This is a genomic window from Rhizobium glycinendophyticum, from assembly GCF_006443685.1.
In the GTDB taxonomy this organism is placed as follows: Bacteria; Pseudomonadota; Alphaproteobacteria; order Rhizobiales; family Rhizobiaceae; genus Allorhizobium; species Allorhizobium glycinendophyticum.
Window position 1 is genome coordinate 2,949,312 of record NZ_VFYP01000001.1, and the last position, 21,111, is coordinate 2,970,422.

Here is a 21,111-nt window from a genome sequence, read left to right on the forward strand (position 1 = left end):
CAGGGGCTCCGGCCTTTCAATCACGGTCGGAGCAGCAGCGTTACCGACCAGGCGACAAAGGCTACCACGGCGAGCTTCCAGAAATCCGAGCGTCGTCTCAGGCCCGGCAGGCCGAGCGGCTTGATGATCTGGATCAGCATGGCAAGCAGCAGAAAGGCGGATATGGCCTTGTTCATTCTCAGTCCTTGTCGGCAATGGCCGATCTCGTTGAACGGCGGCTGAAGTTCTTCGCCATCGTTCGCATTATCGTTGTGGACATACGTACCAAGCCACAACGCTGTCACTTTTGCCTTCCACAGACTGTTCCCGCAAGCCCGGCGGGGTGTTCAGACAACGGTAGGAAGATGCGGCTAACATAGCAGTTCCATGCCGATGACAGGCTCGCCCAAACTCCGATCGATGAAGAATACCATGAGACGCAATCTCCTGCCCGTGATGGCCCTGCTTCTGGGCACGCTCTTCCTGTTTCTCGGCAACGGCCTCTACGGCCTGCTGCTGCCGGTACGCGGTGCCGCCGAGGGCTACTCGAACGAAGTGCTCGGCCTGCTCGGCACATCCTGGGCCACAGGCTTTGTCCTTGGCTGCTTCGTCGCACCCAAACTGGTCATGCGCGTCGGCCATGTCCGGGCTTTTTCCACTTTCGTGTCGCTGATCTCGGTCATCGCGCTCTTGAGCGGCATCATCATCGATGCCGAATGGTGGATCGTGCTGCGCGCCATCACTGGTTTCTGCACAGCCGGCACCTCGATGATCATCGAGAGCTGGTTGAACGAGCGCGCGACCAACGAAAGCCGCGGCGCGATCTTCTCCTTCTACATCTCGATCACCCTGATCGGCGTCGTCGGCGGCCAGATGCTCGTCGGCGTCTTTGACCCGACCACCACCATCCTCTTCATGATCTGCGGCATCGTCTATGGCGTCGCCGTCATGCCAACCACCATGTCGACGGCCGCCTCCCCTCAGCCGCTCAAGTCGTTGAAGCTCGACCTCCCGCTGCTCTATCGCAATTCGCCCGTCTCCTTTGTCGGCATCCTGCTGATTGGCATCGCCAACGGGGCCTATGGCACGCTCGGCGCCGTCTTCGGCACCCGCGTCGGACTGGATGCGGCAACGATCGCCTCTCTGCTCTCCGTCACCATCTTCCTCGGTGCCATTATGCAGTTTCCGGCCGGCAAGCTGTCCGACCGCATCGACCGCCGCTATGTGCTGGCAGCCCTCTCGGCCCTTGCAGCCTTCGCCGCTGTTGCTCTGGTGTTCATCGAGCCGACCAGCGCGACCTGGATCTTCATCCTCGTTGGCATCTATGGTGCAGCGGCAAACGCCCTCTACCCGATCGCGGTTGCGCATGCCAACGACTTCGCCAAGCCGGATGAATTCGTGAAGGTCTCTGGCGGCCTGCTGCTGCTCTTCGGCATCGGGACTATCATCGGCCCGACGATCGGCGGCCCCGTAATGACGGCGGCGGGTCCTTACTCCCTGTTCACCGTGACAGCCATCGCCCATCTCTCGATCTCGGCCTATGCGATCTACCGCAGCCGCCTGCGCGCCGCGATCCCGGCCGAGGACCGCGAGAACATGCCGAACCTGCCGATCAGCGCATCGCCGCTCAGCACACCGGAAAGCCTCAGCCTCGACCCCCGCGCAGCCCCGCTGCCGGAACAGGATGAAGAGCCGCAATTCAGGACAGGAACCAGCGGATGATCCAGGACGAGGACAACAAGAAGCCGAAAACGGAGCACCATCTGGGCTGCGAGCTCTCGGCAATCTCTGCCGATGAACTCAGACACCGAATCAGCCTGCTGCGGGGGGAAATCCTGCGCATTGAGGCAGAAATCGAGCGCAAGGAAGCGAGTCGCAAGGCTGCAGACAACCTCTTCGGCCCCAAAGTATAGATCGCCTTTTCTTGCTTGGGCCGGCAGACGCCTCGAAAAGGACCATTTTTCCCCCTTCTGTTTACTTGGCGTTAAGCCTTTTCAGGGAAACTATGTTCATCCAGAGCTTCTGGACTCAGGCAGTTTCACCTCATGGCGATGGTCTGATTTTCTCCCTGTTTTACCTTAAGAGCCGCATTTGCGGCTCTTTTTTTGTCTAACGCAGAGGTCTTAGCGCAAAATTGTGGGAATTAACCCTTCCTTAAGTTTCGCCTTGCGCATTTGGGGTAATGGTTGCATCGTGCCTTCACCAAATGCGGCAGGAACAAGATCGTATCGCTCTCGTTACATGCCTTAGTGATGCGTTTTACAGGGAAACATCCATGTCTGAGCTCGGTATGAATACGGTTAGCTTCGCCGGTCGTGCAGCAGCATCCAGCCAGTTCAAGGCGACCTATGCCGAAGGCATGGGCCTGGTCGAAGAAACGGCAGCCTTCCTCGATGGCCCCGGCCGCGCCGCCGCCAAGGTGCTGCCGCGCCAGGCCTCCGTTCTCTACGCAGCCGAATCCATGCGCCTGACCACCCGGCTGATGCAGATGGCTTCTTGGCTGCTGCTGCAGCGCGCCGTCAACAACGGCGAGATGAGCCGCGATCAGGTTCTCTCGGAAAAGAGCAAGGTGCGGCTCGACGGTTTCAACGTCGACCGCAGCGCCCCCGGCTGGAACGATCTGCCGGAAGCTTTCCGCGATCTGGTTGAGCGGTCGCTGCGCCTGCAGAACCGCATCGCCCTGCTCGACCGCGAGATCTACCGCTCAGACGAGGAAGAGTTCCTGCCTGACAACGAAAACAGCGTCCAGGCACAGCTCAACCTCCTGCGCACTGCCTTTAACGCCGGCTGATCCAGCCCGCGACAGCACCACCTTTCAGCCGGCCTGCCTGTGCAGCGCCGGCTTTTTTCTGTCGTGTCCATCAATTCAGATTGTAATTTTGTCATTTACAACTTTTAGCTTTATGTCATGCTCACCCCGGTTAAAACTGGGGGACAAAGTCATGACGAAATTCATACTCTCGATCGATGGAGGCGGTATCCGGGGCCTCATCCCGGCAACGGTTCTGGCCGTGCTGCAGGAGAAGCTCGCAAACCGCGGGAAGACCCTGCCGCTCTATCGCTACTTCCACATGATTGCCGGCACCTCGACCGGTGCCATCATCGCCGCAGGGCTTTCGAGCCCGAAGCCGAAACAGCCCACGCAGCCTGCAGCGGATCCGAAGACGCTGGTCGATCTCTATAAGAAGAAGGGCTCCGAAATCTTCGACATCAGCATCTTTCGCAAAATCAGCAGTTGGGATGGCATCCTCGAAGAACGTTACGATGCGGCACCTTTGGAAAAGATCCTGAAAGAGATGCTCGGGCCAAAAACCTTGATCAGTGACGCACTGACAAAGCTGCTGATCACGGGCTACGACATCGAGGCCCGCCGGGCAGTCTTCATGACCAACGCGGACAAGGATCACGAGAACTTCTATGTGTGGCAGGCGGTGCGGGGCTCGTCGGCAGCGCCGACCTACTTCGAACCGGCTCTGGTCGAGAACCTGACGATGAGTAAACACGGGGAGGTGCCGTCCCTTCCGATGATCGACGGCGGCGTCTTCGCCAACGATCCGGCAATGGCCGCTTATGTCGAGGGCAGCAAACTCGGCTGGCGCGATGGCGGGGACAAAATGGTGATCCTGTCGCTCGGCACAGGTTCGGCATGCCGCAAGATCCCCTACCAGCAGGCGAAGCGTTGGGGTGCGGCGGGTTGGCTCAATCCCGCCAATGACACGCCACTGATCTCGGTGCTGATGCAGGGGCAGTCGAGCACCGCCTCCTATCAGCTGAACAAACTGCTTAACCAGACGCCACCGGCTTTTGCAGACGGTGCCACGGTGATCACCGCGGCCAATCGCGCAACGACAGACTACTTCAGGCTGGATGCGCCTCTGGTGGGCGTCAACGACGCTCTGGACGATGCCACACCTCAGAACATCGCAAAGCTCGAACGCTTCGGACAGACGCTGGCCCAGAAGCACGACCAGGCGCTCGAGGAGATCGCCGACCGCCTCTCCACGCCCTGAACCTTTTCCACCACCGCAAACGCAGAAAGCCCGGCGCGATGGCCGGGCTTTCTGGTTTCACATCGCACAAGACGATTAGAGGCCGAGGCCGCCGAAACGCTTGTTGAACTTCGAAACGCGGCCGCCGCGGTCCAGCAGCTGCTGGTTGCCGCCGGTCCAGGCCGGATGCGACTTCGGGTCGATTTCGAGGTTCATCACTGCACCTTCGGAACCCCAGGTCGAACGGGTCTCGTATTCGGTGCCATCGGTCATGACGACCTTGATGACGTGGTAGTCGGGATGGATGTCAGCCTTCATCGCTTTGTTCCTGCTGTGCCGTGGGGTCCATTTGCCGCAATTGCGTCAGCGGGACCTATTCAATAGACAAAGCCGCAGTCCAATGGGCTACGGCTTCCCAATTCGATGCCGTGCCTATACATGAAGGGCGCAGGGATAACAAGTGCCATGGCAGCAAAGCCTGACTGCCCTTGTGTGTTGTAAGTGGGAGCATGACAGAGTGACCTTGGAAGCCGAAAACACCGAGAAGAAGCGCCGCTCCCTGAAACCGCTTGCCGACCTCCTGCCCTATCTCGCGCGCTACAAAGGCCTGGTGGCCGGTGCCCTCGCTTTCCTCTGTCTCGCCGCCGTGACGACGCTGGCATTGCCGATCGCCATCCGGCGCATGCTCGATCACGGCTTCAACGCATCCGACAGCGAATTCATCAACAAATACTTCGCAATGATGATCGTCATGGCGCTGGTGCTCGCGGTCGCCAGTGCGCTTCGCTATTACTATGTCATCACCATTGGCGAGCGGGTCGTGGCCGATCTACGCAGCGATGTCTTCACCCATGTGACCCGCCTGTCGCCGGCTTTCTTCGACATCAACCAATCCGGCGAAATCGTCTCGCGACTCACGGCTGACACCACGCAGTTGAAATCCGCTGTCGGCGCGACTGCCTCGCTGGCACTGCGCAATTCCATCCTCTGCCTCGGCGCCATGGTGATGATGATCGCCACCAGCCCGAAACTGTCGATCATGGTGCTCGCGGCGATTCCCGTCATCGTCTTCCCGCTGGTCGCCTTCGGCCGCTCGGTGCGCAAGCGCTCGCGCGCCGCCCAGGATACCCTCGCCGAAGCGTCGTCCTATGCCGGCGAAGTGATCGGGGCCGCCCGCACTCTGCAGGCCTTCAACGCCGAGGAAACCGCCCGCAGCCGCTATGTCACCGCCGTCGAGAGCGCCTATGAGGCCGCTCGTTCGGCCATCAAGTCGCGCGCCCTGTTGACCGGCGTCGCCATTTCGCTTGTTTTCGGCAGCGTCGTCGGCGTCTTGTGGTATGGCGCCCAGAGCGTGCTCGCAGGCACCATGACCGCCGGCACGCTCGGCCAGTTCCTGCTCTATTCGCTAATCGCCGCAGGCTCTCTCGGCACCCTGTCGGAAGTCTTCGGTGAGATGTCACAGGCGGCCGGCGCCGCCGAGCGCCTGCATGAACTGCTCGCGGAACATCCCGAGATCGCCGCCCCCGCCAATCCGGTGGCCCTGCCGATGCCCGCACGCGGCAGCGTCGATTTCGAGGCGGTACAGTTCTCCTATCCCTCGGCCAAGACCAAGTCGGCCCTGAAGGGCCTCTCCTTCTCCGTGGCCCACGGCGAGACGGTGGCAATCGTCGGTCCTTCGGGTGCCGGCAAGAGCACGATCTTCTCGCTCATCCTGCGGTTTTACGATCCGGCCTCCGGCACCATCCGCCTTGATGGAGTCGACATCCGCGAAGCCGACCCTAAAGCGGTGCGCGACCGCATCGCGATCGTACCCCAGGATACGACGATCTTCGCCTCCTCGATCCACGACAACATCGCCTTCGGCACGCCCGGCGCGACACGCGCCATGGTCGAGGCGGCCGCAGATGCCGCCCAGGCGAGCGAATTCATCGGCCGGCAGGTCAACGGTTTCGACACGCTGGTCGGCGAGCGCGGCATCACGCTCTCGGGCGGCCAGCGCCAGCGCATCGCGATTGCCCGTGCCCTGCTGCGCAACGCCCCGCTATTGCTGCTCGACGAGGCGACCTCCGCACTCGATGCGGAAAGCGAAACTCTGGTGCAGAAGGCGCTCGACGGCCTGATGCGCGACCGCACCACGATTGTCATTGCCCACCGCCTGGCAACGGTGTTGAAGGCCGACCGCATCCTCGTCCTGGACGACGGCCGCATCGTCGAGGAGGGCACGCATCAGAGCCTGATTCAGCAGGGAGGTCTCTATGCCAAGCTTGCCCGCTTGCAGTTTGAGACCGGCGGACGCGACTTTACCGCAGCCGCGCAATAAGCCGAGACGCCGCCTTTCAACGTGAAGCGGGCTCAACGCCCCGCGCTGCGCCCCGCGATACGGCCCGAAAACAGGCAACCGCCGAGGAACGTACCCTCGAGTGCATTGTAGCCATGCATACCCCCGCCGCCAAAGCCGGAGACCTCGCCGGCAGCGTAAAGACCTGGCACCGGCTTGTTTTCTCGGTTGAGCACACGGGCCTCAAGATCGGTATGCAGGCCCCCCAGCGTTTTGCGGGTAAGAATATGCAGCCGAACACCGATCAGGGGTCCAGCGGCGGGATCGAGCAATCGGTGCGGTTTCGCCGTGCGCATCAGCTTGTCGCCGAGATAGGCGCGCGCGCCCCGGATCGCTGTCACCTGAGCATCCTTGGAGAAGCGGTTGCCGATCTCGCGGTCCCGCGCCTCGATCTGGGCGCGCAGGTGATGCACGCTGAGCCGATGCTCGCCCGACAGCTCGTTCATGCCCACGACCAGATCCTCCAGCGTGTCGCGCACGACGAAATCCTCGCCCTTGTCCATGAAAGCCTGCACCGGTCCAGGTGGGTTGTTGCCCAGTCGTTTGAGCAGCAGCGGGATGTTCTTGTCGGTAAGGTCCGGGTTCTGCTCGGACCCTGACAGGGCGAACTCCTTCTTGATGATTGCCTTATTGAGGATGAACCATGAATAGTCATGCCCTCGCGCCCGGATGGCTTTGAGCGTCGCGAGCGTATCGAAGCCCGGCATGGCGGGTGGCGCGAAACGATTGCCCTCCGCATCGCACCAGAAGGAGGACGGGCCGGGCAGGATGCGGATGCCGTGATTGGGCCAGATCGGATCCCAGTTCTTCAAACCCTCAGTGTAATGCCACATGCGGTCGCCATTGATCACTTCACCGCCGGCGGCTTGGGTGATCGCCAGCATGCGGCCATCGACGTGATGCGGGACCCCCGCGACCATCGACTGCGGTGGAGGCCCGAGCCGCTCCACCGGCCAGCTCTTGCGCACCAGATCATGATTGCCGCCGATCCCGCCGGAGGCGACGATGACGGCCCCTGCCCGCACTTCGAAATCGCCGACCACATTGCGCGAGCTGCGCCCGCCGCGCACCGTGGCGTCACCGGCCAGCACCACGCCGGAGCAACCGGTCACGGCGCTGTTCTCGACGGTGAGCAGGTCGACCTGATGCCGGAAAAGCAAGGTAAGCTTGCCCGCCTCCGCCGCAGCCTTTGCCCGCCGCACAAAGGGAGCAAGCACACCGGGACCCGTGCCCCAGGTGACATGGAAGCGCGGTACGGAATTGCCATGGCCGTCGGCAAGCGAACCGCCGCGTTCGGCCCAGCCGACCACGGGAAACCAGTTGACGCCCTGCCCTTTCAGCCAGGATCGCTTCTCGCCAGCTGCGAATTGCAGATAGGCCTCCGCCCACTGGCGCGGCCAGAAATCTTCCGTGCGGTCGAACGACGCTGAGCCGAACCAGTCCTGGCGGGCGAGATCCAGGCTGTCGCGAATGCCCATGCGCCGCTGTTCGGGACTGTCGATGAGGAAGAGGCCGCCGAGCGACCAAAAGGCCTGCCCGCCGAGGTTCTGCTCCCCCTCCTGGTCGATCAGGCCGACCGTCAAGCCTCGGTCCACGGCCTCCGTTGCGGCCACCAAACCGGCGAGCCCGCCACCGATCACGACGACGTCGAATTCCAGCATGCCACCCTCCCGAAGCGCCACTCCTTACCTTTACGCGCACGTAACTTGAGGCGCAAGTTGTAGTCGGCACAAACTAACTGGTCGCCGAAGGAATCAACGTTCGGTGAGCTTTAGCTCGATGCGGCGGTTCTGGGAGAGCACCTCTGGCGTATCCCCCTCGGCAATCGGCTGATATTCGCCGAAGCCCGCAGCGACCAAACGGTTGGCCGGAACGCCCTTCGAGATCAAATATTTGACCACCGACGTGGCGCGCGCGGAGGAAAGCTCCCAGTTGTCTCGGTAGCGACCTGTGCCGGTCAACGGCGAGGCATCCGTGTGACCGTCGACCCGGAGCACCCAGCTGATTTCGGAGGGGATCTCTTGAGCGAGTTCGAGAAGGGCAGCCGCGAGCTTGTCCATTTCCGCTTGACCCGCAGCATCGAGTTCGGCACCGCCGACGGGGAAGAGAACTTCCGACTGGAAGACGAAACGGTCACCGACGATGCGGATGTTCTCGCGATCGGAGAGGATTTCGCGAAGTCGGCCGAAGAAGTCGGAGCGATAGCGGTTGAGTTCCTGCACCCGCTGCGCAAGCGCCACGTTGAGGCGGCGACCGAGATCCGCAATCTTCGCCTGGGACGATTGGTCTTTGGCTTCGGAAGCCTGAAGCGCCTGCTCTACCGCCGCAATTTGCGCGCGCAGGGCGGCAATCTGCTGGTTCAAGAGTTCAATCTGGCTCATGGCGCGGGCGCTGACCTGCTTCTCCGCGACCAGTTCCTCGTTCAGGCGGCCAACCTTTTCGTTCGCCGCATCCGCCGAACCGGCACCGCTGTCGAGCAATTGCTGCAGGCGTGTGCGCTCGCTTTCCGAACCGGCAAGCGAGCTTTGCAGCGAAGCGAGCATATCCTCCAGGTCCTGCTTGCCACTTTTTTCCAGCGCCAGCAGGTTCGTCAGCTCGGCAATCTGGCTGTTCAACCGGTTCAGCACCTCGTCCTTGCCGGAAATCTCGCGACTGAGGATGAACTGCGCCAGCACGAAGACCGTGAGGAGGAACATGATGGCCAGCAGCAGGGTCGACAGGGCGTCGACGAAGCCCGGCCAATAGTCGATGCTGCGCTCCCTGCGCCGGTTGCGCCCGAGCGCCATTTACTTCGCCCCGCCAATCTTGTCGTTCAGCCGGTCAAGCGTCTTGCGCATGGCGCGCGCGTCTTCCTGCTGCGCCTCGATCCAGTCGCGCAGCATCTGCTGTTCGTTGCGCATGTTTTTGACGAGGCCCTGGATGCCTTCGGCGAGACCTGCGATGGCCGCGACCGAGCGGTCGCCCCCGGCGCCGCCTTCGCGGATTGCGAGCTTCTGGATTTCCGCGACCAGCGCCCGGATGTCTTCCGCAGCAACCGAGCTGTCTGCATCAATCGCCACCGGGCGTTCGGAATCGAGATCGGTGACGGAGGACAGCCAGTTTTCCAGCTCGGTATAGAAGCGGTTCTGAGCCCGCCCTGCCTGCAGGTCGAGAAAACCGAGGATCAGCGATCCGGACAGGCCGAGCAGTGAAGACGAGAACGCTGTCCCCATGCCGGCAAGCGGCGCCGTCAGACCCGATTTTAGCGCCTGCAGCACGTCATTGCTGTCACCCGACGCCGGGTCCAGCGACTGGATGACGTCATTGATCGAACCGATGGTGCCGAGTAGCCCCCAGAAGGTGCCGAGGAGGCCGAGAAAGACGAGAAGGCCGATGAGATAGCGAGTGGTATCACGCGATTCGTCGAGGCGGGTGCCGATCGAATCGAGGATGGAGCGGAGTGCTGCCGTCGAGATTGCCATCGAGCGACGGCCGCCGATCAGAGCCCGCATCGGTGCCAGAAGGCGTGGATCACGCCCCACCCGCTCCGCATTGTCGCCTGCCGCACGGAAGCTGTTGAACCACCGGACTTCCGGGCGAAGCGCCCAGACATGGTTGAACACCAGGATGATCCCGACGCCGAGAACGCCGAGGATCAGGCTGTTCAGCCCGGGATTGGTGACGAAGGCGGCATGCGCCTGACGGTAGAGGATCGCTGCGATGAAGCACACGATGATCAGGAATATGACCATCGTCGTGAAGAAGGGCATCGGGCTGGAGAGTTTCTGACCGTAGTCTCCCGGACGGGTCACCCCGACTTCCAGGTCCTCCAACTTCACTTTCGCCATAATATGCCAGCCCTCCAGAATCTTACGGTCGGAGGCTAGTAGAAAATTGAGACGAATTGAAGCCGAAGCGTCAGGGGAATTTTACCACCTTGACGCCCAACGAACCAACCGGCCCCGGATCAGGCCTGCGGGATCGGACGGTTGACGACCTCTTCCAGTGCCTTGCGGATATACTCGTTGCCGGCAAGCACGGTGCCGTTCTCGAACATATCCTGGGCGCCCTTCATGTCCGACACGAAGCCACCGGCTTCCTTGATCAGCAGAATGCCGGCTGCGATGTCCCAGGCGTTCAGCTGGGCTTCCCAGAAGCCGTCCAGGCGACCGGCGGCGACATAAGCAAGATCAAGCGCAGCAGCGCCCATCCGGCGAACGCCCGACACCTCGTTCATCACATGGCGCAGTTCGACAAGGAACTTCCCGTGCTGACCGCGGCCAAGATGCGGCACGCCGCAACCGATGACGCAATCCGATAGAACCTTGCGGGCGCCGACGCGGATGCGGCGATCGTTGAGGAAGGCGCCGCCGCCCTTCTCGGATGTGTAGAGCTCATCGGTCGCCGGGTTGAAGATGACGCCGGCGACGATTTCGCCGTTGCGCTCAAGGGCGATGGAGACCGCGAATTGCGGAATGCCGTGCAGGAAATTGGTCGTGCCGTCCAGCGGATCGACGATCCAGCGGTGCGCGCCATCGGTGCCTTTGATCTCCTCGCTTTCCTCGCCGAGGAAGCCATAGGTAGGCCGGGCCTTCAACAGCTCTTCACGCACGATCTTTTCGGCACGGAAATCAGCCTGAGAAACGAAATCGCCGGGGCCTTTCACAGAAACCTGGAGGTTTTGAACTTCGCCGAAATCGCGCGCCAGCGACTTGCCGGCCTTGAGCGCGGCCTGAACCATGACGTTGAGAAGGGCGGAGCGGGCCATAGATGGTAATCCTCAAGATTGGATGGTCGCCGGAGAGCGGCGAGGATGCAGCACGCGACAGCGCGGCGATTGGCGGGTTCAAGACCACAAATAACGCCGGAATTCAAGGGGCAAAGCCACGGAGCGTCCTGCACCGGGTCAGGCCAGCCCCGCTTGCAGCGAAGAGCGAGACCGACCCTAACGCGATGCTCCAAGACACCGGCGCCGTGGAAGCGCCGTGTCAGCCCCGGCGAAACCGGTTGGCGCGATCGATTGCCTGCTTCTGCTGCTCCTCATTCAGGCCGAGGTAGAAATCCTCCAACGTCGGGTCTTTCAGACCAGCGCGACGAGACAGCACATACCATTTGGCCGCCTCGACCGGATCGGGGGGCGTTCCGAGCGCGTTGATATAGACATGCGCGAGGCGATTTTGCGCCACGACATTGCCGCGCTTGGCCGCGATCGACAGCCAGCGGAAGCCACCTTCGTAATCACGCGGCCCATTGACGCCATTGACCAGCCACAGCCCCATGTCGAGCTGTGCGGTATCGAAACCCGCCCTGGCGGCGCGCTGCATCCATTCGCGGGTGCGCTTCTTCTTGTCCTCAGGCACATCCTTCAGCGCCGAATAGACCTGTGCCAGTGCATACTGCGCGTCCGCAATGCCCTGCTCGGCCGCCTTCTCATAATAGGGCATTGCGAGTTGCAGTCCGCGCACGCCGGGATTTTCCGAAACGAGGATCTGCGCCCAGTTGAACTGGGCCGACCCATTACCGCCATCGGCAGCTTTCTTCATGTAGTCGTCGGCCTTGGCCTTGTCGCGCTCGACCAGTCGCCCCTCCATCAGGAGAAGCGCATATTTGAACATGGCAGAGGTATCACCACCCTGTGCCGCCTGCGCATACCAGAAAGCGGCCCCCTTCGGATCACGCTTCACGCCCAGCCCCCGCGACATGATTTCGGCCAGCAGCGTCTGCGCGGCGGGATCCCCGAGCTGTGCACGCGGCAGTGCCTTGTCCACAGCGGTCAGGAAAAGGCCGCGCTGGAAGGCACCGTAAGCCTCGTCCGGCTCGCCCTTGTATGGCTTTTCCGCCGGCAATGCCGGCAACGGCGCGCCCATGCGCAAGTAGATGTTGATCCCTTGCAGCGCGTCATCGGCCTTGTTGCCCGCCGTTACCTTGCCACCCTTGACCGGTGGAGGCGCGGCTTTCTTGTCACCACGGTCCAGAGCCGTCGCATCGCCATTGGTGCTGTCATCGCGTTTGCCGCGATCGATATCGCCGGCATCGGAAGGATTGGCAGGCAGAATTGCCGGCGCATCGCCAATCTCCACGCCGTCTTCGCTTTGCTGAGCCATGACAGGCATGCCCGCAAGGCAGAACCCGGTCAGGATGGCGAGAATCAGGCGAAGGGACGGAGATGAATGACGCATTCCGCGGTTCAATCTTCAAACCGTGGCGCTTTTTCGTCAAGCTCGGCATTCACCCGCGCCACGATCGTCGCGGCATTGGCGGGATCCGCGAAGATCGCCTTGCCCAGCGCGACGAATTCGACTCCGGCTTCGGCCACGACGACGGCCGACGACGGATCGGTGCCGCCCATGACGATTGCAGGAATTTCAATCATCGCCGACCACCATTCGCCTAGCGCAATATTCTTCGAATGCGCCTCCGGCTTGATGTCGCCGTCGAGCTTGCCGAAGAAGATATAGTCCGGCTGCGTCTCGCCCATTTCCAGCGCATGGTGCCGGTCCATCGCATTGCCACCGCCGACGATGAGCTTCGGTGCATGTTTCTCGACGGCTTCGGCAAGGGTCTCGGCATTGCCGCTGATATGCAGTCCGTCGGCCTTCACGCGACCTGCAACCCGGCTGTTGTCGACGATGAGCGCAGCGGCCCCCGCCTCCTGGATGACGGGCACAAGCAGTTCGGCATGCTTCTGGAACTCGCCGTCGTCCAGACCGTATTGTGGAATGATCACCGAGGCGACATCGCCGCCACACAGCGCATTGGCGACCGTCTCGGCGCGCATCGCCGGATCGGCAATGTCGGGAACGATGAGGACGAGGCGGCAGCGGTCTTCGGTCATGCGGTGATATCCGTTTGCGGGACATTTCCACGACAGCGGAATTCGTCCTCGTTTTATCTCGTCAAATCCGATAGACCGCTCTTCCGAAAGGATCAACCGATCAATGCTGACAGACCTTAACTTCTACGCCGTCGCCATTCCCGCTGTCGCACTGGTTGGCTTGTCCAAAGGAGGGCTCGGCGGCGCTTTCGCCTTGATCGGCGTGCCCTTGCTCGCGATCGCCGTGCCGCCAATGCAGGCGGCTGCGATCTTCCTGCCGATTCTTCTGGTGATGGACGCCGTGGCGCTGTGGGCCTGGCGCCGGCACAACAACCGGGCAACACTTTATGTCATGCTTCCGGGCGCCATCATCGGCATCATCCTCGGCTGGGCGACGTCAACGCTCGTCTCGCCCAATGCCATGCGCCTGGTCCTCGGCAGCATTTCGCTGATCTTTGCACTGCGCTACTTTATCGAAAGTTATGCTGCACGGGACGGCGGAGAAAAGCCTCCAGCTCCCGAACGGCCAGTTGCCGGTTCCTTCTGGGGTGCCCTTGCCGGCTATTCGAGCTTCGTCGCCCATGCCGGCGGCCCGCCATTCCAAGTCTACACTCTACCATTGAAGCTCGACCCGAAGAGCTATACCGGCATGTCGACCCGCTTCTTCGCCATCCTCAACGCGATCAAGGTCATCCCCTATTTTGCCCTGGGCGAACTCGACAGCACCAATCTTACCCTGTCCGCCGTACTCCTGCCCGTGGCCCTTGTCTCGACCCTCATCGGCGCGAAGGTGGTTCACTACATGAAGCCGGCGATCTTCTATCCGCTGATGTATGGCATGGTTCTCATCGCCGGTGCGAAGCTCTTCTATGATGGCAGCACGGGCCTGCTCGGCCTTTGATCCGCAGATCCTTGCTGCACCGCACATCAACGCTTGCCGGACGCCGACCTTTGACATAACCTTTCGGTCATGACGAACGCGGACCCTTTCATGGCGATCGCAGACCCGAACCGGCGGCACATCCTCGAGGATCTGCGCCGGGGAGCAAAGACCGTCAACGATCTGGCGAGCCGCCTGCCGATCAGCCGCCCCGCCGTGTCCCAGCACCTGAAAGCGCTTCTCGATGCCGGCTTGGTCGAGGTCACCGCCGAGGGTACCCGCCGCTTCTACAGCGTCCGCCGCCCCGGCTTCGACCGCATGAACCTCTGGCTCGATCAGTTCTGGTCCTGACTCTTTGAAGTCCCGGAAAATTTCAGGCAAAGAAAAGCCCCGAAGTCCTTGGGAACTCCGGGGCGGGGGAAGCTGACGGGCTGCTTCATGAATACATCGGGATCTCGGGAGCCCTTGCGGCCATTGGATCCCGGCGCAGCCGACATGGGAAGGTTAGTGGCGTGTGGAAGCCTTCAGGCGTTCCATTTCATCCTTGAGGCGCAGTTTCAGTCGCTTCAGTTCGGCGATCTGACGGTCGTCGACGGAGGGGGATGCCAGCGCGTCATGAAGCTGCTCTTCGAGCGCCCCATGCTTCTTCTGCAGCGAGTCAAGATGAGCCTGTATGGTCATTTGATACGTCCTTCCTTGTCGCCTACCTCCAGCCCTCATCCGCTGGAGTTTCAGGCTTTGCGAAAGTAATGTGACATGAGAAATGCGGTTTGTCGAAGGCGATTTCGTGAAATCGACCCCGGAAAATCAGGGACAAGGATAACTTCCCGTTACCGGTATTTGATGATAGGAGCTTGCGCGAATCCACCGGGCATCCTTTAAGGATTGGCCACAGGGCGAAGATGGGGAACAAGATGGCCGATCAGGAACAGGCTGACATCCGGCTCTCGCTGGCGCGGCTTCGCCAGGAGCACGAGGACTACGACGCGGCGATCAATGCGATGATCTCGACCGGCTGCGAGGCCCTGAGAATCCAGCGGATGAAGAAGAAGAAACTGGCGATCAAGGACCGGATCACCGCCCTTGAGGACCAGATCATTCCCGACATCATCGCCTGAGCCTTGAAGGACGTGAGCATGACTGCTGACTGCCCGCCCGTCGCCATCATCATGGGAAGCCAGTCCGACTGGGAAACCATGAAGAACGCCGCCGATACGCTCGACGCACTCGGCGTCTCCTATGAAGCGCGCATCGTTTCGGCACATCGAACCCCAGACCGCATGTATGCCTTTGCCAAGGGCGCCCGTGACGAAGGCTTCCAGGTGATCATTGCTGGTGCCGGCGGTGCCGCTCACCTGCCCGGCATGGTGGCTTCGCTCTCGCCCCTGCCCGTCTTCGGTGTGCCGGTCCAGTCGAAATCCATGTCTGGCCTCGACAGCCTCTATTCCATTGTCCAGATGCCGGCCGGCATCCCCGTCGGCACACTCGCTATCGGTCGCGCCGGTGCCGTAAACGCCGCTCTTATGGCTGCCCGTGTTCTGGCCCTGCATGACGACGAGCTGGCCGACCGGCTGGACGAATGGATCGCCCGCCAGGCAGGATCTGTCGCCGAATACCCGATGGACGAAACTCCATGACGGTGCGCACGATCGGCATCATCGGCGGCGGCCAGCTCGGCCGCATGCTGGCCATGGCGGCAGCCCGTCTGAACTACCGCACAATTATCCTTGAGCCGCAGGCCGACAGCCCGGCAGCGCAGGTTGCCAACCGACAGATCACCGCCGCTTACGACGACCCGGCAGCACTGGCCGAACTCGCCCGCCTCTGCGACGTCGTAACCTATGAATTCGAAAACGTCCCCGTCACGGCCGCCGAACACCTGGCGAAGAGCGTCTCGGTCTATCCGCCGCCGAAGGCACTGGAAGTCGCCCAGGACCGACTGACGGAAAAGCGCTTCCTGAATGCATCCGGCATCGAGACCGCCCGCTTTCATGCCGTCGACAGCCAGACCGAACTTGAGACGGCTCTTGCCGATTTCGGCGGCCAAGGTGTCTTGAAGACCTGCCGTTTTGGTTATGACGGCAAGGGCCAGAAGGTTTTCCGCAAGGGTGATACGGCCGACGGCGCCTACGAGGCCCTCGGTTCTGTCCCGCTCATTCTCGAAAGCTTCGTGCCCTTCGTGCGGGAAATCTCGATCATCGCCGCCCGCAGCCTCGACGGTCAGGTGCGCTGCTACGATCCGACCGAGAACGTTCATCGGGGCGGTATCCTGCACACCTCGACACAACCTGCCGCCATCACGCCGGAAACGGCGACGGCGGCCCGCGAAGCCGCGACCAAGCTGCTTGATGGCTTGAACTACGTCGGCGTCGTCGGCATGGAGTTCTTCGTGCTCGACGACGGCCATCTGATCGCCAACGAGATCGCCCCGCGCGTCCACAATTCCGGCCACTGGACGGAGGCTGCCTGCATCGTCTCGCAGTTCGAACAGCACATCCGCGCCGTCGCGGGCCTGACGCTGGGCGACCCTGTCCGCCACTCCGATTGCGTGATGACGAATCTGATCGGCGACGACATCGATTCTCTGCCCGCATGGCTCGCCAAGCCGAATGTGCTGGTCCACCTCTATGGCAAGACCGAAGCCCGCCCCGGCCGCAAGATGGGTCATGTGACGGAAATCCTGCCTTTCCGGGACTGATATGCCGGGTTTTTTAGCCGTTTCGGCGGGGCAATACCGCCGGACAGGTTGACAGGCAGGCCCTGCTCGGGCTAATTGCCGCCAACTCTTCAGGGGCGCGCCCGGCGGCGCGCTTTTGATTGTTTAGAACAGTGGGTGAATGACACATTCCCCGACAATCGTTGTGGACCAGAAAAATGAAGATCAAGAACTCGCTGAAAGCGCTTAAGGCCCGTCATCGCGACAACCGTCTGGTTCGCCGCAAGGGCCGCGTATACATCATCAACAAGGCCAACCCGCGCTTCAAGGCCCGCCAGGGCTGAAGACTGCCGGATCCTTCAGGATCCGGTTGACATGCAGGTTGCCCGCCGTCAAATGGCGTGTTGATATCGCAGAATTGAATTTGAAAGACGGCGCTGAGGGACTACCTTCCCTTCATGCGCCGTTTTTCTTTGCGACTCGCTCCGAGCCTCCTTCTGGTCCCAGCCCTGCTGATTGCGGGAAGTTCTGTGGCGCAGACGCCTGACCAGCCGATGCCGGCGCCGGTTCCGCCTGCCATGACGCCGGAATCACCTGCCACGCCTATCCCGACGCCCACCCCCGCCCCCGCGGCCAAAGAGGCGGCCATCGAGCAGGTACCGCTCAATCCGCCTGAGCCGCAGAGCATCGACCAGATGCTGAGCCAGCTGAAACGTGAGCGCGATCCTGATGCAGCCCGGGTGATCGCCAACGCCACCATGGCCGCCTGGAGCGAATCGAACAGCCCCACGGTCGACCTCCTGATGCAGTGGTCGGCCAAGGCGGCTGCCGAGAAGCGCAATGCCGCCGCCCTCGACTTCATCGACCAGGCAATCACCCTGAAGCCGGATTTTGTCGGCGGCTGGAACCAGCGTGCCACGCTGCATTTCACCATGGGCAATTACAAGAAGTCCGTCTCCGACATCGAGCACGTGCTGAAGCTGGAGCCCCGCCATTTCGGCGCAATCGCAGGCCTTGCGGGTATTCTGACCGAGCGCGGCAGCAAGCAGGCCGCCATGCAGGCCTGGGAACGTTATCTCGATATCTATCCGGCCGACCGCGAAGCGCAGGAAATCGTCGCCAAGCTCTCGGAAGAGCTGGCCGGGCAGAAGACGTAAACGCCACGAGCGGGACCATGGCTTGACTCTCAAGTCGAGAGCACGACTTCTGCAGGAGTACTTTTTTCGCCGCGAAAGTCCCGCCCCTTGCTCATCCTTCCCCGCCTCGGCCCGATCCTGCTCGGCATCCTCGTCTTGCTCGCCCTGCTGCTGGTGACGCTCGCCATCGTCACCGAGATCCGAGCCCGCGCCATCGAAGCGCAGTATCCGAACATCGGGACCCTGACCGATGTCGGCGGCTTCCGTCTCAACGCGCTGCACGTCCCCGCAGGGCCCGATGCAGACCTGCCCCCGATCGTCTTCATCCATGGCGCCTCCGGCAACCTGCGCGACCAGGCGGGCGCCTTTCTGGAGCCGCTCAGAGGCCGCGCGGAACTCCTCTTCGTCGATCGCCCCGGTCATGGCTATTCGGAGCGGGGCGGCCCCGAGAATGACACGCCCGACGGGCAGGCAAATGCCATCGCACGGCTCATGGAGATCAAGGGCATCGATCGGGCGATCATCGTCGGCCATTCCTTCGGTGGTGCGATTGCCGCGAGCTTCGGCGTGCTCCATCCTGACAAGGTCGAGGGATTGGTGTTCTTGGCCGCCGCTACCCATCCCTGGCCCGGCGGCGTCGACTGGTACTATCATCTGGCATCGGCGCCGGTGATCGGGCCGATCTTCTGCCATGCGGTCGCACTTCAGGCCGGCATGCCTCGGATAGAGCCGGCCACGGCGCATGTCTTCGCACCCAATCCGGTGCCGCCCTCCTATGTCGCCGACACCGGCCCGGCGCTGGTGCTGCGCCCCGCCACCTTCCAGGCAAACGCGACCGACGTCGCCGGCCTCCTCGACTATGTCACGCGCTTTGCGCCCCGCTACCGCGAGATCAAGCGGCCGACAGTGATCATCACCGGAGACAGCGACGAGATCGTGCTGGAGGAGATCCATTCGAAAGGGCTCGCCCGCGACATCAGCGGTTCCGAACTGGTGTGGATCAAGGGCCTTGGGCACAAGCCGGATTACGTCGTCACTGACATCGTCATTGCTGCCCTGGAAAAGATTGCCGGCCAGTCCCGCGACCTCCAGACCATGGCGCGGGCAGCCGAACCCCGGATCGCGGCGAACCGCGTCGAACTGAAAGGATCAGCGCCTTCCCTGCAGGCGGGGCAATAATCACTGCCCACGAAAAAAGCCGCCAGATGGCGGCTTTGATCGAAGATAGAATGGCTTGCAGGCCTCAGATGCCAGATTGGCCGTCGGAGCCGATATAAGCGATGCGCAACATATTGGTCGAACCGGGCGTGCCGAGCGGCACACCGGCCGAGATGATCACGCGGTCGCCGGGCTTGCCGAAACCTTCCTCGACGACGATACGGCAGGCGCCGTTGACCATTTCGTCGAGATCCGTCGGCTCAGAGGAAACGACGCAATGCAGGCCCCACACGACCGAAAGGCGACGGGCGGTCTGGATGACCGGCGACAGCGCGATGATCGGCACTTCAGGGCGCTCACGCGAGGCGCGCAGGCCGGTATTGCCCGACGAGGTGTAACAGACGATCGCCTGCAGCTTCAGCGTCTCGGCAATCTGGCGGGCCGCGAGCGAAATGGCGTCAGCGCCGGTTGCTTCCGGCTGGGCGCGCTGGGCGTAGATGATGCCGGGATAATGCGGCTCGCGTTCGACAGTGTGGGCGATCGAGGCCATGGTGGCGACGGCTTCGACCGGGTACTGGCCGGACGCGGATTCGGCCGACAGCATGATGGCGTCAGCGCCTTCGAAGACAGCGGTTGCGACGTCGGAGACTTCGGCGCGGGTTGGCACCGGCGCGGTGATCATCGATTCCAGCATCTGGGTCGCGACGACCACCGGCTTGCCCTCACGGCGGCAGGCGCGGATCAGCTGCTTCTGGATACCCGGAACGCGCTCAAGCGGCATCTCGACACCGAGGTCGCCACGCGCAACCATCAGCGCGTCGGAGAGCGCGATGATCTCGTCGATGCACTCTATGGCCTGCGGCTTCTCGATCTTCGACATCAGGCCGACGCGGCCCTTGGCGATCTTGCGCACTTCGGCGAGGTCTTCCGGACGCTGGATGAAGGACAGAGCGACCCAGTCGACGTCATTGGTGGCGAGCACGGCATCGAGGTCGGCGCGGTCCTTGTCGGTCAGAACGCCGGTGGCGAGAATGGTGTCGGGCAGGCTGACGCCTTTGCGGTCGGAGATCTTCGTGCCAGAAACCACTTCGGTGACGATCGTCTTGCCGTCGCAGGTGATCGCCTTCAGGTGCAGCTTGCCGTCATCAATCAGCAGGCGGTCGCCGGGCTTGACCGATTCCAGAATTTCCGGATGCGGCAGGTAAACGCGGGTGGCGTCACCGGGCGCTTCATTGCTGTCGAGGGTGAAGGTCTGGCCGGGCTTCAGTTCGACGGTGGTATCGGCGAACTTGCCGACCCGCAACTTCGGGCCCTGCAGGTCGGCGAGGATGCCGATAGGGCGCCCGCAAGCGGCTTCGACATTGCGGATGCGCTGGATGAGTGTCCGCAGCATCTCATGGCTCGAATGGCTCATATTGATGCGGAAAAGATCGGCGCCGGCTTCATGAAGCTTGCGGATCATCGCCTCATCGGAAGAGGCGGGACCGAGTGTGGCGAGGATCTTTACTTTGCGGTTGCGCTTCATCAGTTCTGGCTTTCCTGGGTGCCCGACGTATCGGAGAGCTGGACCATCCAGCTGCCTTGCCGTCCGGTGTCGTATTCCTTGAATCCCATCTGCTGATAGCCGCGCGCGAAGCAGTCCTTCACGCCGACGATCTTGAACTCGTTTTCGGCGACACACATGTTGATGTCACCAGCCCAGCGACCGCCGCGAGCAGCGTCCTCAGCATAGAGATAATAATAGCGCGATTGGAGTTCGCCTTCGATGAGCGTGGCGCAGGTACCGGCCGGAACCTGCCACCAGCCTTCGGTGATCCAGCCCTCTTCCGCACGGTAACCGACAGCGACGCCGACAAGGTTCTGGGTGCCGTTGCAGACCCTGAACTCGGCATGCGCCGCGCTGGCGGCAAGCATGGGCACGAACAGGGCACCCACGATCATGAGAGGCCTCAGAAAACGCGCGGCGACGCCTGTGCAAAACTGTCTGTATCGCTCCTGCACGATTGCCGCCGAAACTCCAAAAATACGCATGGGATGCCTTCTTGCGATGCTGCCCTGAGAATGTCAACGCAACTCTAATCGATTATATTTCCAGTCTTTGCCCAGTCCCGGGACAATGTTGTCCGATCTTGGCACAAACGTGACAGGCATGAAAGCTTGCGCTCCCTATTCCCCCATGCGA

Annotated in this window: 24 protein-coding genes; 13 read left to right on the top strand and 11 right to left on the bottom strand. The window is 62.0% G+C overall.

Going from position 1 to position 21,111, the window contains the following annotated elements:
• Positions 1–20 precede the first annotated feature (20 nt).
• Positions 21–176: a hypothetical protein gene (locus FJQ55_RS23435; RefSeq protein ID WP_167507710.1), complete on the bottom strand. Its 156-nt coding sequence runs from the start codon at positions 174–176 to the stop codon at positions 21–23.
• A 235-nt stretch (positions 177–411) separates the two neighbouring features.
• Here FJQ55_RS23435 and FJQ55_RS14460 point away from each other — a divergent pair, with 235 nt between their 5' ends.
• The 4 genes from FJQ55_RS14460 to FJQ55_RS14475 all read left to right on the top strand — a co-directional run bounded on the left by FJQ55_RS14460 (position 412) and on the right by FJQ55_RS14475 (position 3,989).
• Positions 412–1,701 (top strand): MFS transporter, encoded by a 1,290-nt coding sequence (locus tag FJQ55_RS14460; protein WP_140828933.1) that lies wholly within the window; start codon positions 412–414, stop codon positions 1,699–1,701.
• Positions 1,698–1,892 carry a DUF1192 domain-containing protein gene (locus FJQ55_RS14465; protein ID WP_140828935.1) on the top strand — a complete coding sequence of 65 codons (195 nt, stop codon included), beginning with the start codon at positions 1,698–1,700 and terminating at the stop codon, positions 1,890–1,892. The genes FJQ55_RS14460 and FJQ55_RS14465 overlap by 4 nt, the downstream gene beginning before the upstream one ends.
• Before the next feature lie 362 nt (positions 1,893–2,254).
• Positions 2,255–2,770, top strand: a complete 516-nt coding sequence (rcdA, locus tag FJQ55_RS14470) for a protease adaptor protein RcdA (protein ID WP_140828937.1) — start codon at positions 2,255–2,257, stop codon at positions 2,768–2,770.
• A 151-nt stretch (positions 2,771–2,921) separates the two neighbouring features.
• A complete protein-coding gene (locus FJQ55_RS14475; RefSeq protein WP_140828939.1) occupies positions 2,922–3,989 on the top strand; it encodes a patatin-like phospholipase family protein in 1,068 nt (355 codons plus the stop codon).
• A 75-nt stretch (positions 3,990–4,064) separates the two neighbouring features.
• Here the strand turns inward: FJQ55_RS14475 and rpmE are convergent, their stop codons facing one another.
• Positions 4,065–4,286 carry a 50S ribosomal protein L31 gene (gene rpmE, locus FJQ55_RS14480; protein ID WP_113376335.1) on the bottom strand — a complete coding sequence of 74 codons (222 nt, stop codon included), beginning with the start codon at positions 4,284–4,286 and terminating at the stop codon, positions 4,065–4,067.
• Positions 4,287–4,485: 199 nt separating this feature from the next.
• On the opposite strand from rpmE, the gene FJQ55_RS14485 reads away from it, so the two are divergent.
• The gene (locus FJQ55_RS14485) at positions 4,486–6,288 is read left to right on the top strand and encodes an ABC transporter transmembrane domain-containing protein (protein WP_140828940.1); all 1,803 of its coding nucleotides are present in this window, start codon (positions 4,486–4,488) and stop codon (positions 6,286–6,288) included.
• A gap of 32 nt (positions 6,289–6,320) precedes the next feature.
• On the opposite strand, the gene FJQ55_RS14490 is transcribed toward FJQ55_RS14485, so the two are convergent.
• The 6 genes from FJQ55_RS14490 to FJQ55_RS14515 form a co-directional block, all read right to left on the bottom strand.
• Positions 6,321–7,967 (bottom strand): FAD-binding dehydrogenase, encoded by a 1,647-nt coding sequence (locus FJQ55_RS14490; protein ID WP_140828941.1) that lies wholly within the window; start codon positions 7,965–7,967, stop codon positions 6,321–6,323.
• A gap of 93 nt (positions 7,968–8,060) precedes the next feature.
• Positions 8,061–9,092 carry a peptidoglycan -binding protein gene (locus tag FJQ55_RS14495; RefSeq protein ID WP_140828943.1) on the bottom strand — a complete coding sequence of 344 codons (1,032 nt, stop codon included), beginning with the start codon at positions 9,090–9,092 and terminating at the stop codon, positions 8,061–8,063.
• Entirely contained in the window at positions 9,093–10,133 is a 1,041-nt protein-coding gene (locus FJQ55_RS14500; RefSeq protein WP_140828944.1) for a flagellar motor protein MotA, read from the bottom strand.
• A 119-nt stretch (positions 10,134–10,252) separates the two neighbouring features.
• Positions 10,253–11,053: an inositol monophosphatase family protein gene (locus FJQ55_RS14505; RefSeq protein ID WP_140828946.1), complete on the bottom strand. Its 801-nt coding sequence runs from the start codon at positions 11,051–11,053 to the stop codon at positions 10,253–10,255.
• 220 nt (positions 11,054–11,273) lie between these two features.
• A complete protein-coding gene (locus FJQ55_RS14510) occupies positions 11,274–12,464 on the bottom strand; it encodes a tetratricopeptide repeat protein (protein ID WP_140828947.1) in 1,191 nt (396 codons plus the stop codon).
• Between the two features lie 8 nt (positions 12,465–12,472).
• Positions 12,473–13,120, bottom strand: coding sequence for a thiamine phosphate synthase (locus FJQ55_RS14515; RefSeq protein WP_140828949.1), 648 nt, complete (start codon positions 13,118–13,120; stop codon positions 12,473–12,475).
• Between the two features lie 103 nt (positions 13,121–13,223).
• On the opposite strand from FJQ55_RS14515, the gene FJQ55_RS14520 reads away from it, so the two are divergent.
• Together FJQ55_RS14520 and FJQ55_RS14525 are read left to right on the top strand one after the other, a co-directional pair.
• The gene (locus tag FJQ55_RS14520; protein ID WP_140828950.1) at positions 13,224–14,000 is read left to right on the top strand and encodes a sulfite exporter TauE/SafE family protein; all 777 of its coding nucleotides are present in this window, start codon (positions 13,224–13,226) and stop codon (positions 13,998–14,000) included.
• 69 nt (positions 14,001–14,069) lie between these two features.
• On the top strand, positions 14,070–14,330 hold the full coding sequence (locus FJQ55_RS14525) for an ArsR/SmtB family transcription factor (protein ID WP_140828951.1): 261 nt from the start codon (positions 14,070–14,072) through the stop codon (positions 14,328–14,330).
• 153 nt (positions 14,331–14,483) lie between these two features.
• Here FJQ55_RS14525 and FJQ55_RS14530 read toward each other — a convergent pair whose 3' ends face one another.
• Positions 14,484–14,660, bottom strand: coding sequence for a YdcH family protein (locus FJQ55_RS14530; protein WP_082511053.1), 177 nt, complete (start codon positions 14,658–14,660; stop codon positions 14,484–14,486).
• A 233-nt stretch (positions 14,661–14,893) separates the two neighbouring features.
• Here FJQ55_RS14530 and FJQ55_RS14535 point away from each other — a divergent pair, with 233 nt between their 5' ends.
• The 6 genes from FJQ55_RS14535 to FJQ55_RS14560 all read left to right on the top strand — a co-directional run bounded on the left by FJQ55_RS14535 (position 14,894) and on the right by FJQ55_RS14560 (position 18,950).
• Positions 14,894–15,097 (top strand): YdcH family protein, encoded by a 204-nt coding sequence (locus FJQ55_RS14535; protein WP_062281347.1) that lies wholly within the window; start codon positions 14,894–14,896, stop codon positions 15,095–15,097.
• Between the two features lie 18 nt (positions 15,098–15,115).
• Positions 15,116–15,616, top strand: coding sequence for a 5-(carboxyamino)imidazole ribonucleotide mutase (purE, locus tag FJQ55_RS14540; RefSeq protein WP_140828953.1), 501 nt, complete (start codon positions 15,116–15,118; stop codon positions 15,614–15,616).
• Positions 15,613–16,677: a 5-(carboxyamino)imidazole ribonucleotide synthase gene (locus tag FJQ55_RS14545; RefSeq protein WP_140828954.1), complete on the top strand. Its 1,065-nt coding sequence runs from the start codon at positions 15,613–15,615 to the stop codon at positions 16,675–16,677. The genes purE and FJQ55_RS14545 overlap by 4 nt, the downstream gene beginning before the upstream one ends.
• Before the next feature lie 176 nt (positions 16,678–16,853).
• Positions 16,854–16,979, top strand: coding sequence for a type B 50S ribosomal protein L36 (ykgO, locus tag FJQ55_RS14550; RefSeq protein ID WP_062279996.1), 126 nt, complete (start codon positions 16,854–16,856; stop codon positions 16,977–16,979).
• 210 nt (positions 16,980–17,189) lie between these two features.
• The gene (locus FJQ55_RS14555) at positions 17,190–17,792 is read left to right on the top strand and encodes a tetratricopeptide repeat protein (RefSeq protein ID WP_425467536.1); all 603 of its coding nucleotides are present in this window, start codon (positions 17,190–17,192) and stop codon (positions 17,790–17,792) included.
• 87 nt (positions 17,793–17,879) lie between these two features.
• Entirely contained in the window at positions 17,880–18,950 is a 1,071-nt protein-coding gene (locus FJQ55_RS14560) for an alpha/beta fold hydrolase (protein WP_425467519.1), read from the top strand.
• Between the two features lie 64 nt (positions 18,951–19,014).
• Here the strand turns inward: FJQ55_RS14560 and pyk are convergent, their stop codons facing one another.
• Both pyk and FJQ55_RS14570 read right to left on the bottom strand, forming a co-directional pair.
• Positions 19,015–20,454 (bottom strand): pyruvate kinase, encoded by a 1,440-nt coding sequence (gene pyk, locus FJQ55_RS14565; protein ID WP_140828957.1) that lies wholly within the window; start codon positions 20,452–20,454, stop codon positions 19,015–19,017.
• Entirely contained in the window at positions 20,454–20,870 is a 417-nt protein-coding gene (locus FJQ55_RS14570) for a DUF1036 domain-containing protein (protein WP_246085103.1), read from the bottom strand. Before FJQ55_RS14570 ends, pyk begins: the two co-directional genes overlap by 1 nt.
• Between the last annotated feature and the right edge of the window lie 241 nt (positions 20,871–21,111).

Excerpts from the sequence above, each read along its gene's own strand:
- ykgO (WP_062279996.1), top strand. The coding sequence starts at position 16,854 with ATGAAGATCAAGAACTCGCTGAAAGCGCTTAAGGCCCGTCATCGCGAC.
- pyk (WP_140828957.1), bottom strand. The coding sequence starts at position 20,454 with ATGAAGCGCAACCGCAAAGTAAAGATCCTCGCCACACTCGGTCCCGCC.
- FJQ55_RS14545 (WP_140828954.1), top strand. The coding sequence starts at position 15,613 with ATGACGGTGCGCACGATCGGCATCATCGGCGGCGGCCAGCTCGGCCGC.
- FJQ55_RS14555 (WP_425467536.1), top strand. The coding sequence starts at position 17,190 with ATGCCGGCGCCGGTTCCGCCTGCCATGACGCCGGAATCACCTGCCACG.
- FJQ55_RS14495 (WP_140828943.1), bottom strand. The coding sequence starts at position 9,092 with ATGGCGCTCGGGCGCAACCGGCGCAGGGAGCGCAGCATCGACTATTGG.
- FJQ55_RS14530 (WP_082511053.1), bottom strand. The coding sequence starts at position 14,660 with ATGACCATACAGGCTCATCTTGACTCGCTGCAGAAGAAGCATGGGGCG.
- FJQ55_RS14465 (WP_140828935.1), top strand. The coding sequence starts at position 1,698 with ATGATCCAGGACGAGGACAACAAGAAGCCGAAAACGGAGCACCATCTG.
- FJQ55_RS14520 (WP_140828950.1), top strand. The coding sequence starts at position 13,224 with ATGCTGACAGACCTTAACTTCTACGCCGTCGCCATTCCCGCTGTCGCA.
- rcdA (WP_140828937.1), top strand. The coding sequence starts at position 2,255 with ATGTCTGAGCTCGGTATGAATACGGTTAGCTTCGCCGGTCGTGCAGCA.
- FJQ55_RS14505 (WP_140828946.1), bottom strand. The coding sequence starts at position 11,053 with ATGGCCCGCTCCGCCCTTCTCAACGTCATGGTTCAGGCCGCGCTCAAG.
- rpmE (WP_113376335.1), bottom strand. The coding sequence starts at position 4,286 with ATGAAGGCTGACATCCATCCCGACTACCACGTCATCAAGGTCGTCATG.
- FJQ55_RS14475 (WP_140828939.1), top strand. The coding sequence starts at position 2,922 with ATGACGAAATTCATACTCTCGATCGATGGAGGCGGTATCCGGGGCCTC.
- FJQ55_RS14570 (WP_246085103.1), bottom strand. The coding sequence starts at position 20,870 with ATGATCGTGGGTGCCCTGTTCGTGCCCATGCTTGCCGCCAGCGCGGCG.
- FJQ55_RS23435 (WP_167507710.1), bottom strand. The coding sequence starts at position 176 with ATGAACAAGGCCATATCCGCCTTTCTGCTGCTTGCCATGCTGATCCAG.
- purE (WP_140828953.1), top strand. The coding sequence starts at position 15,116 with ATGACTGCTGACTGCCCGCCCGTCGCCATCATCATGGGAAGCCAGTCC.
- FJQ55_RS14500 (WP_140828944.1), bottom strand. The coding sequence starts at position 10,133 with ATGGCGAAAGTGAAGTTGGAGGACCTGGAAGTCGGGGTGACCCGTCCG.
- FJQ55_RS14490 (WP_140828941.1), bottom strand. The coding sequence starts at position 7,967 with ATGCTGGAATTCGACGTCGTCGTGATCGGTGGCGGGCTCGCCGGTTTG.
- FJQ55_RS14525 (WP_140828951.1), top strand. The coding sequence starts at position 14,070 with ATGACGAACGCGGACCCTTTCATGGCGATCGCAGACCCGAACCGGCGG.
- FJQ55_RS14460 (WP_140828933.1), top strand. The coding sequence starts at position 412 with ATGAGACGCAATCTCCTGCCCGTGATGGCCCTGCTTCTGGGCACGCTC.
- FJQ55_RS14515 (WP_140828949.1), bottom strand. The coding sequence starts at position 13,120 with ATGACCGAAGACCGCTGCCGCCTCGTCCTCATCGTTCCCGACATTGCC.
- FJQ55_RS14535 (WP_062281347.1), top strand. The coding sequence starts at position 14,894 with ATGGCCGATCAGGAACAGGCTGACATCCGGCTCTCGCTGGCGCGGCTT.
- FJQ55_RS14510 (WP_140828947.1), bottom strand. The coding sequence starts at position 12,464 with ATGCGTCATTCATCTCCGTCCCTTCGCCTGATTCTCGCCATCCTGACC.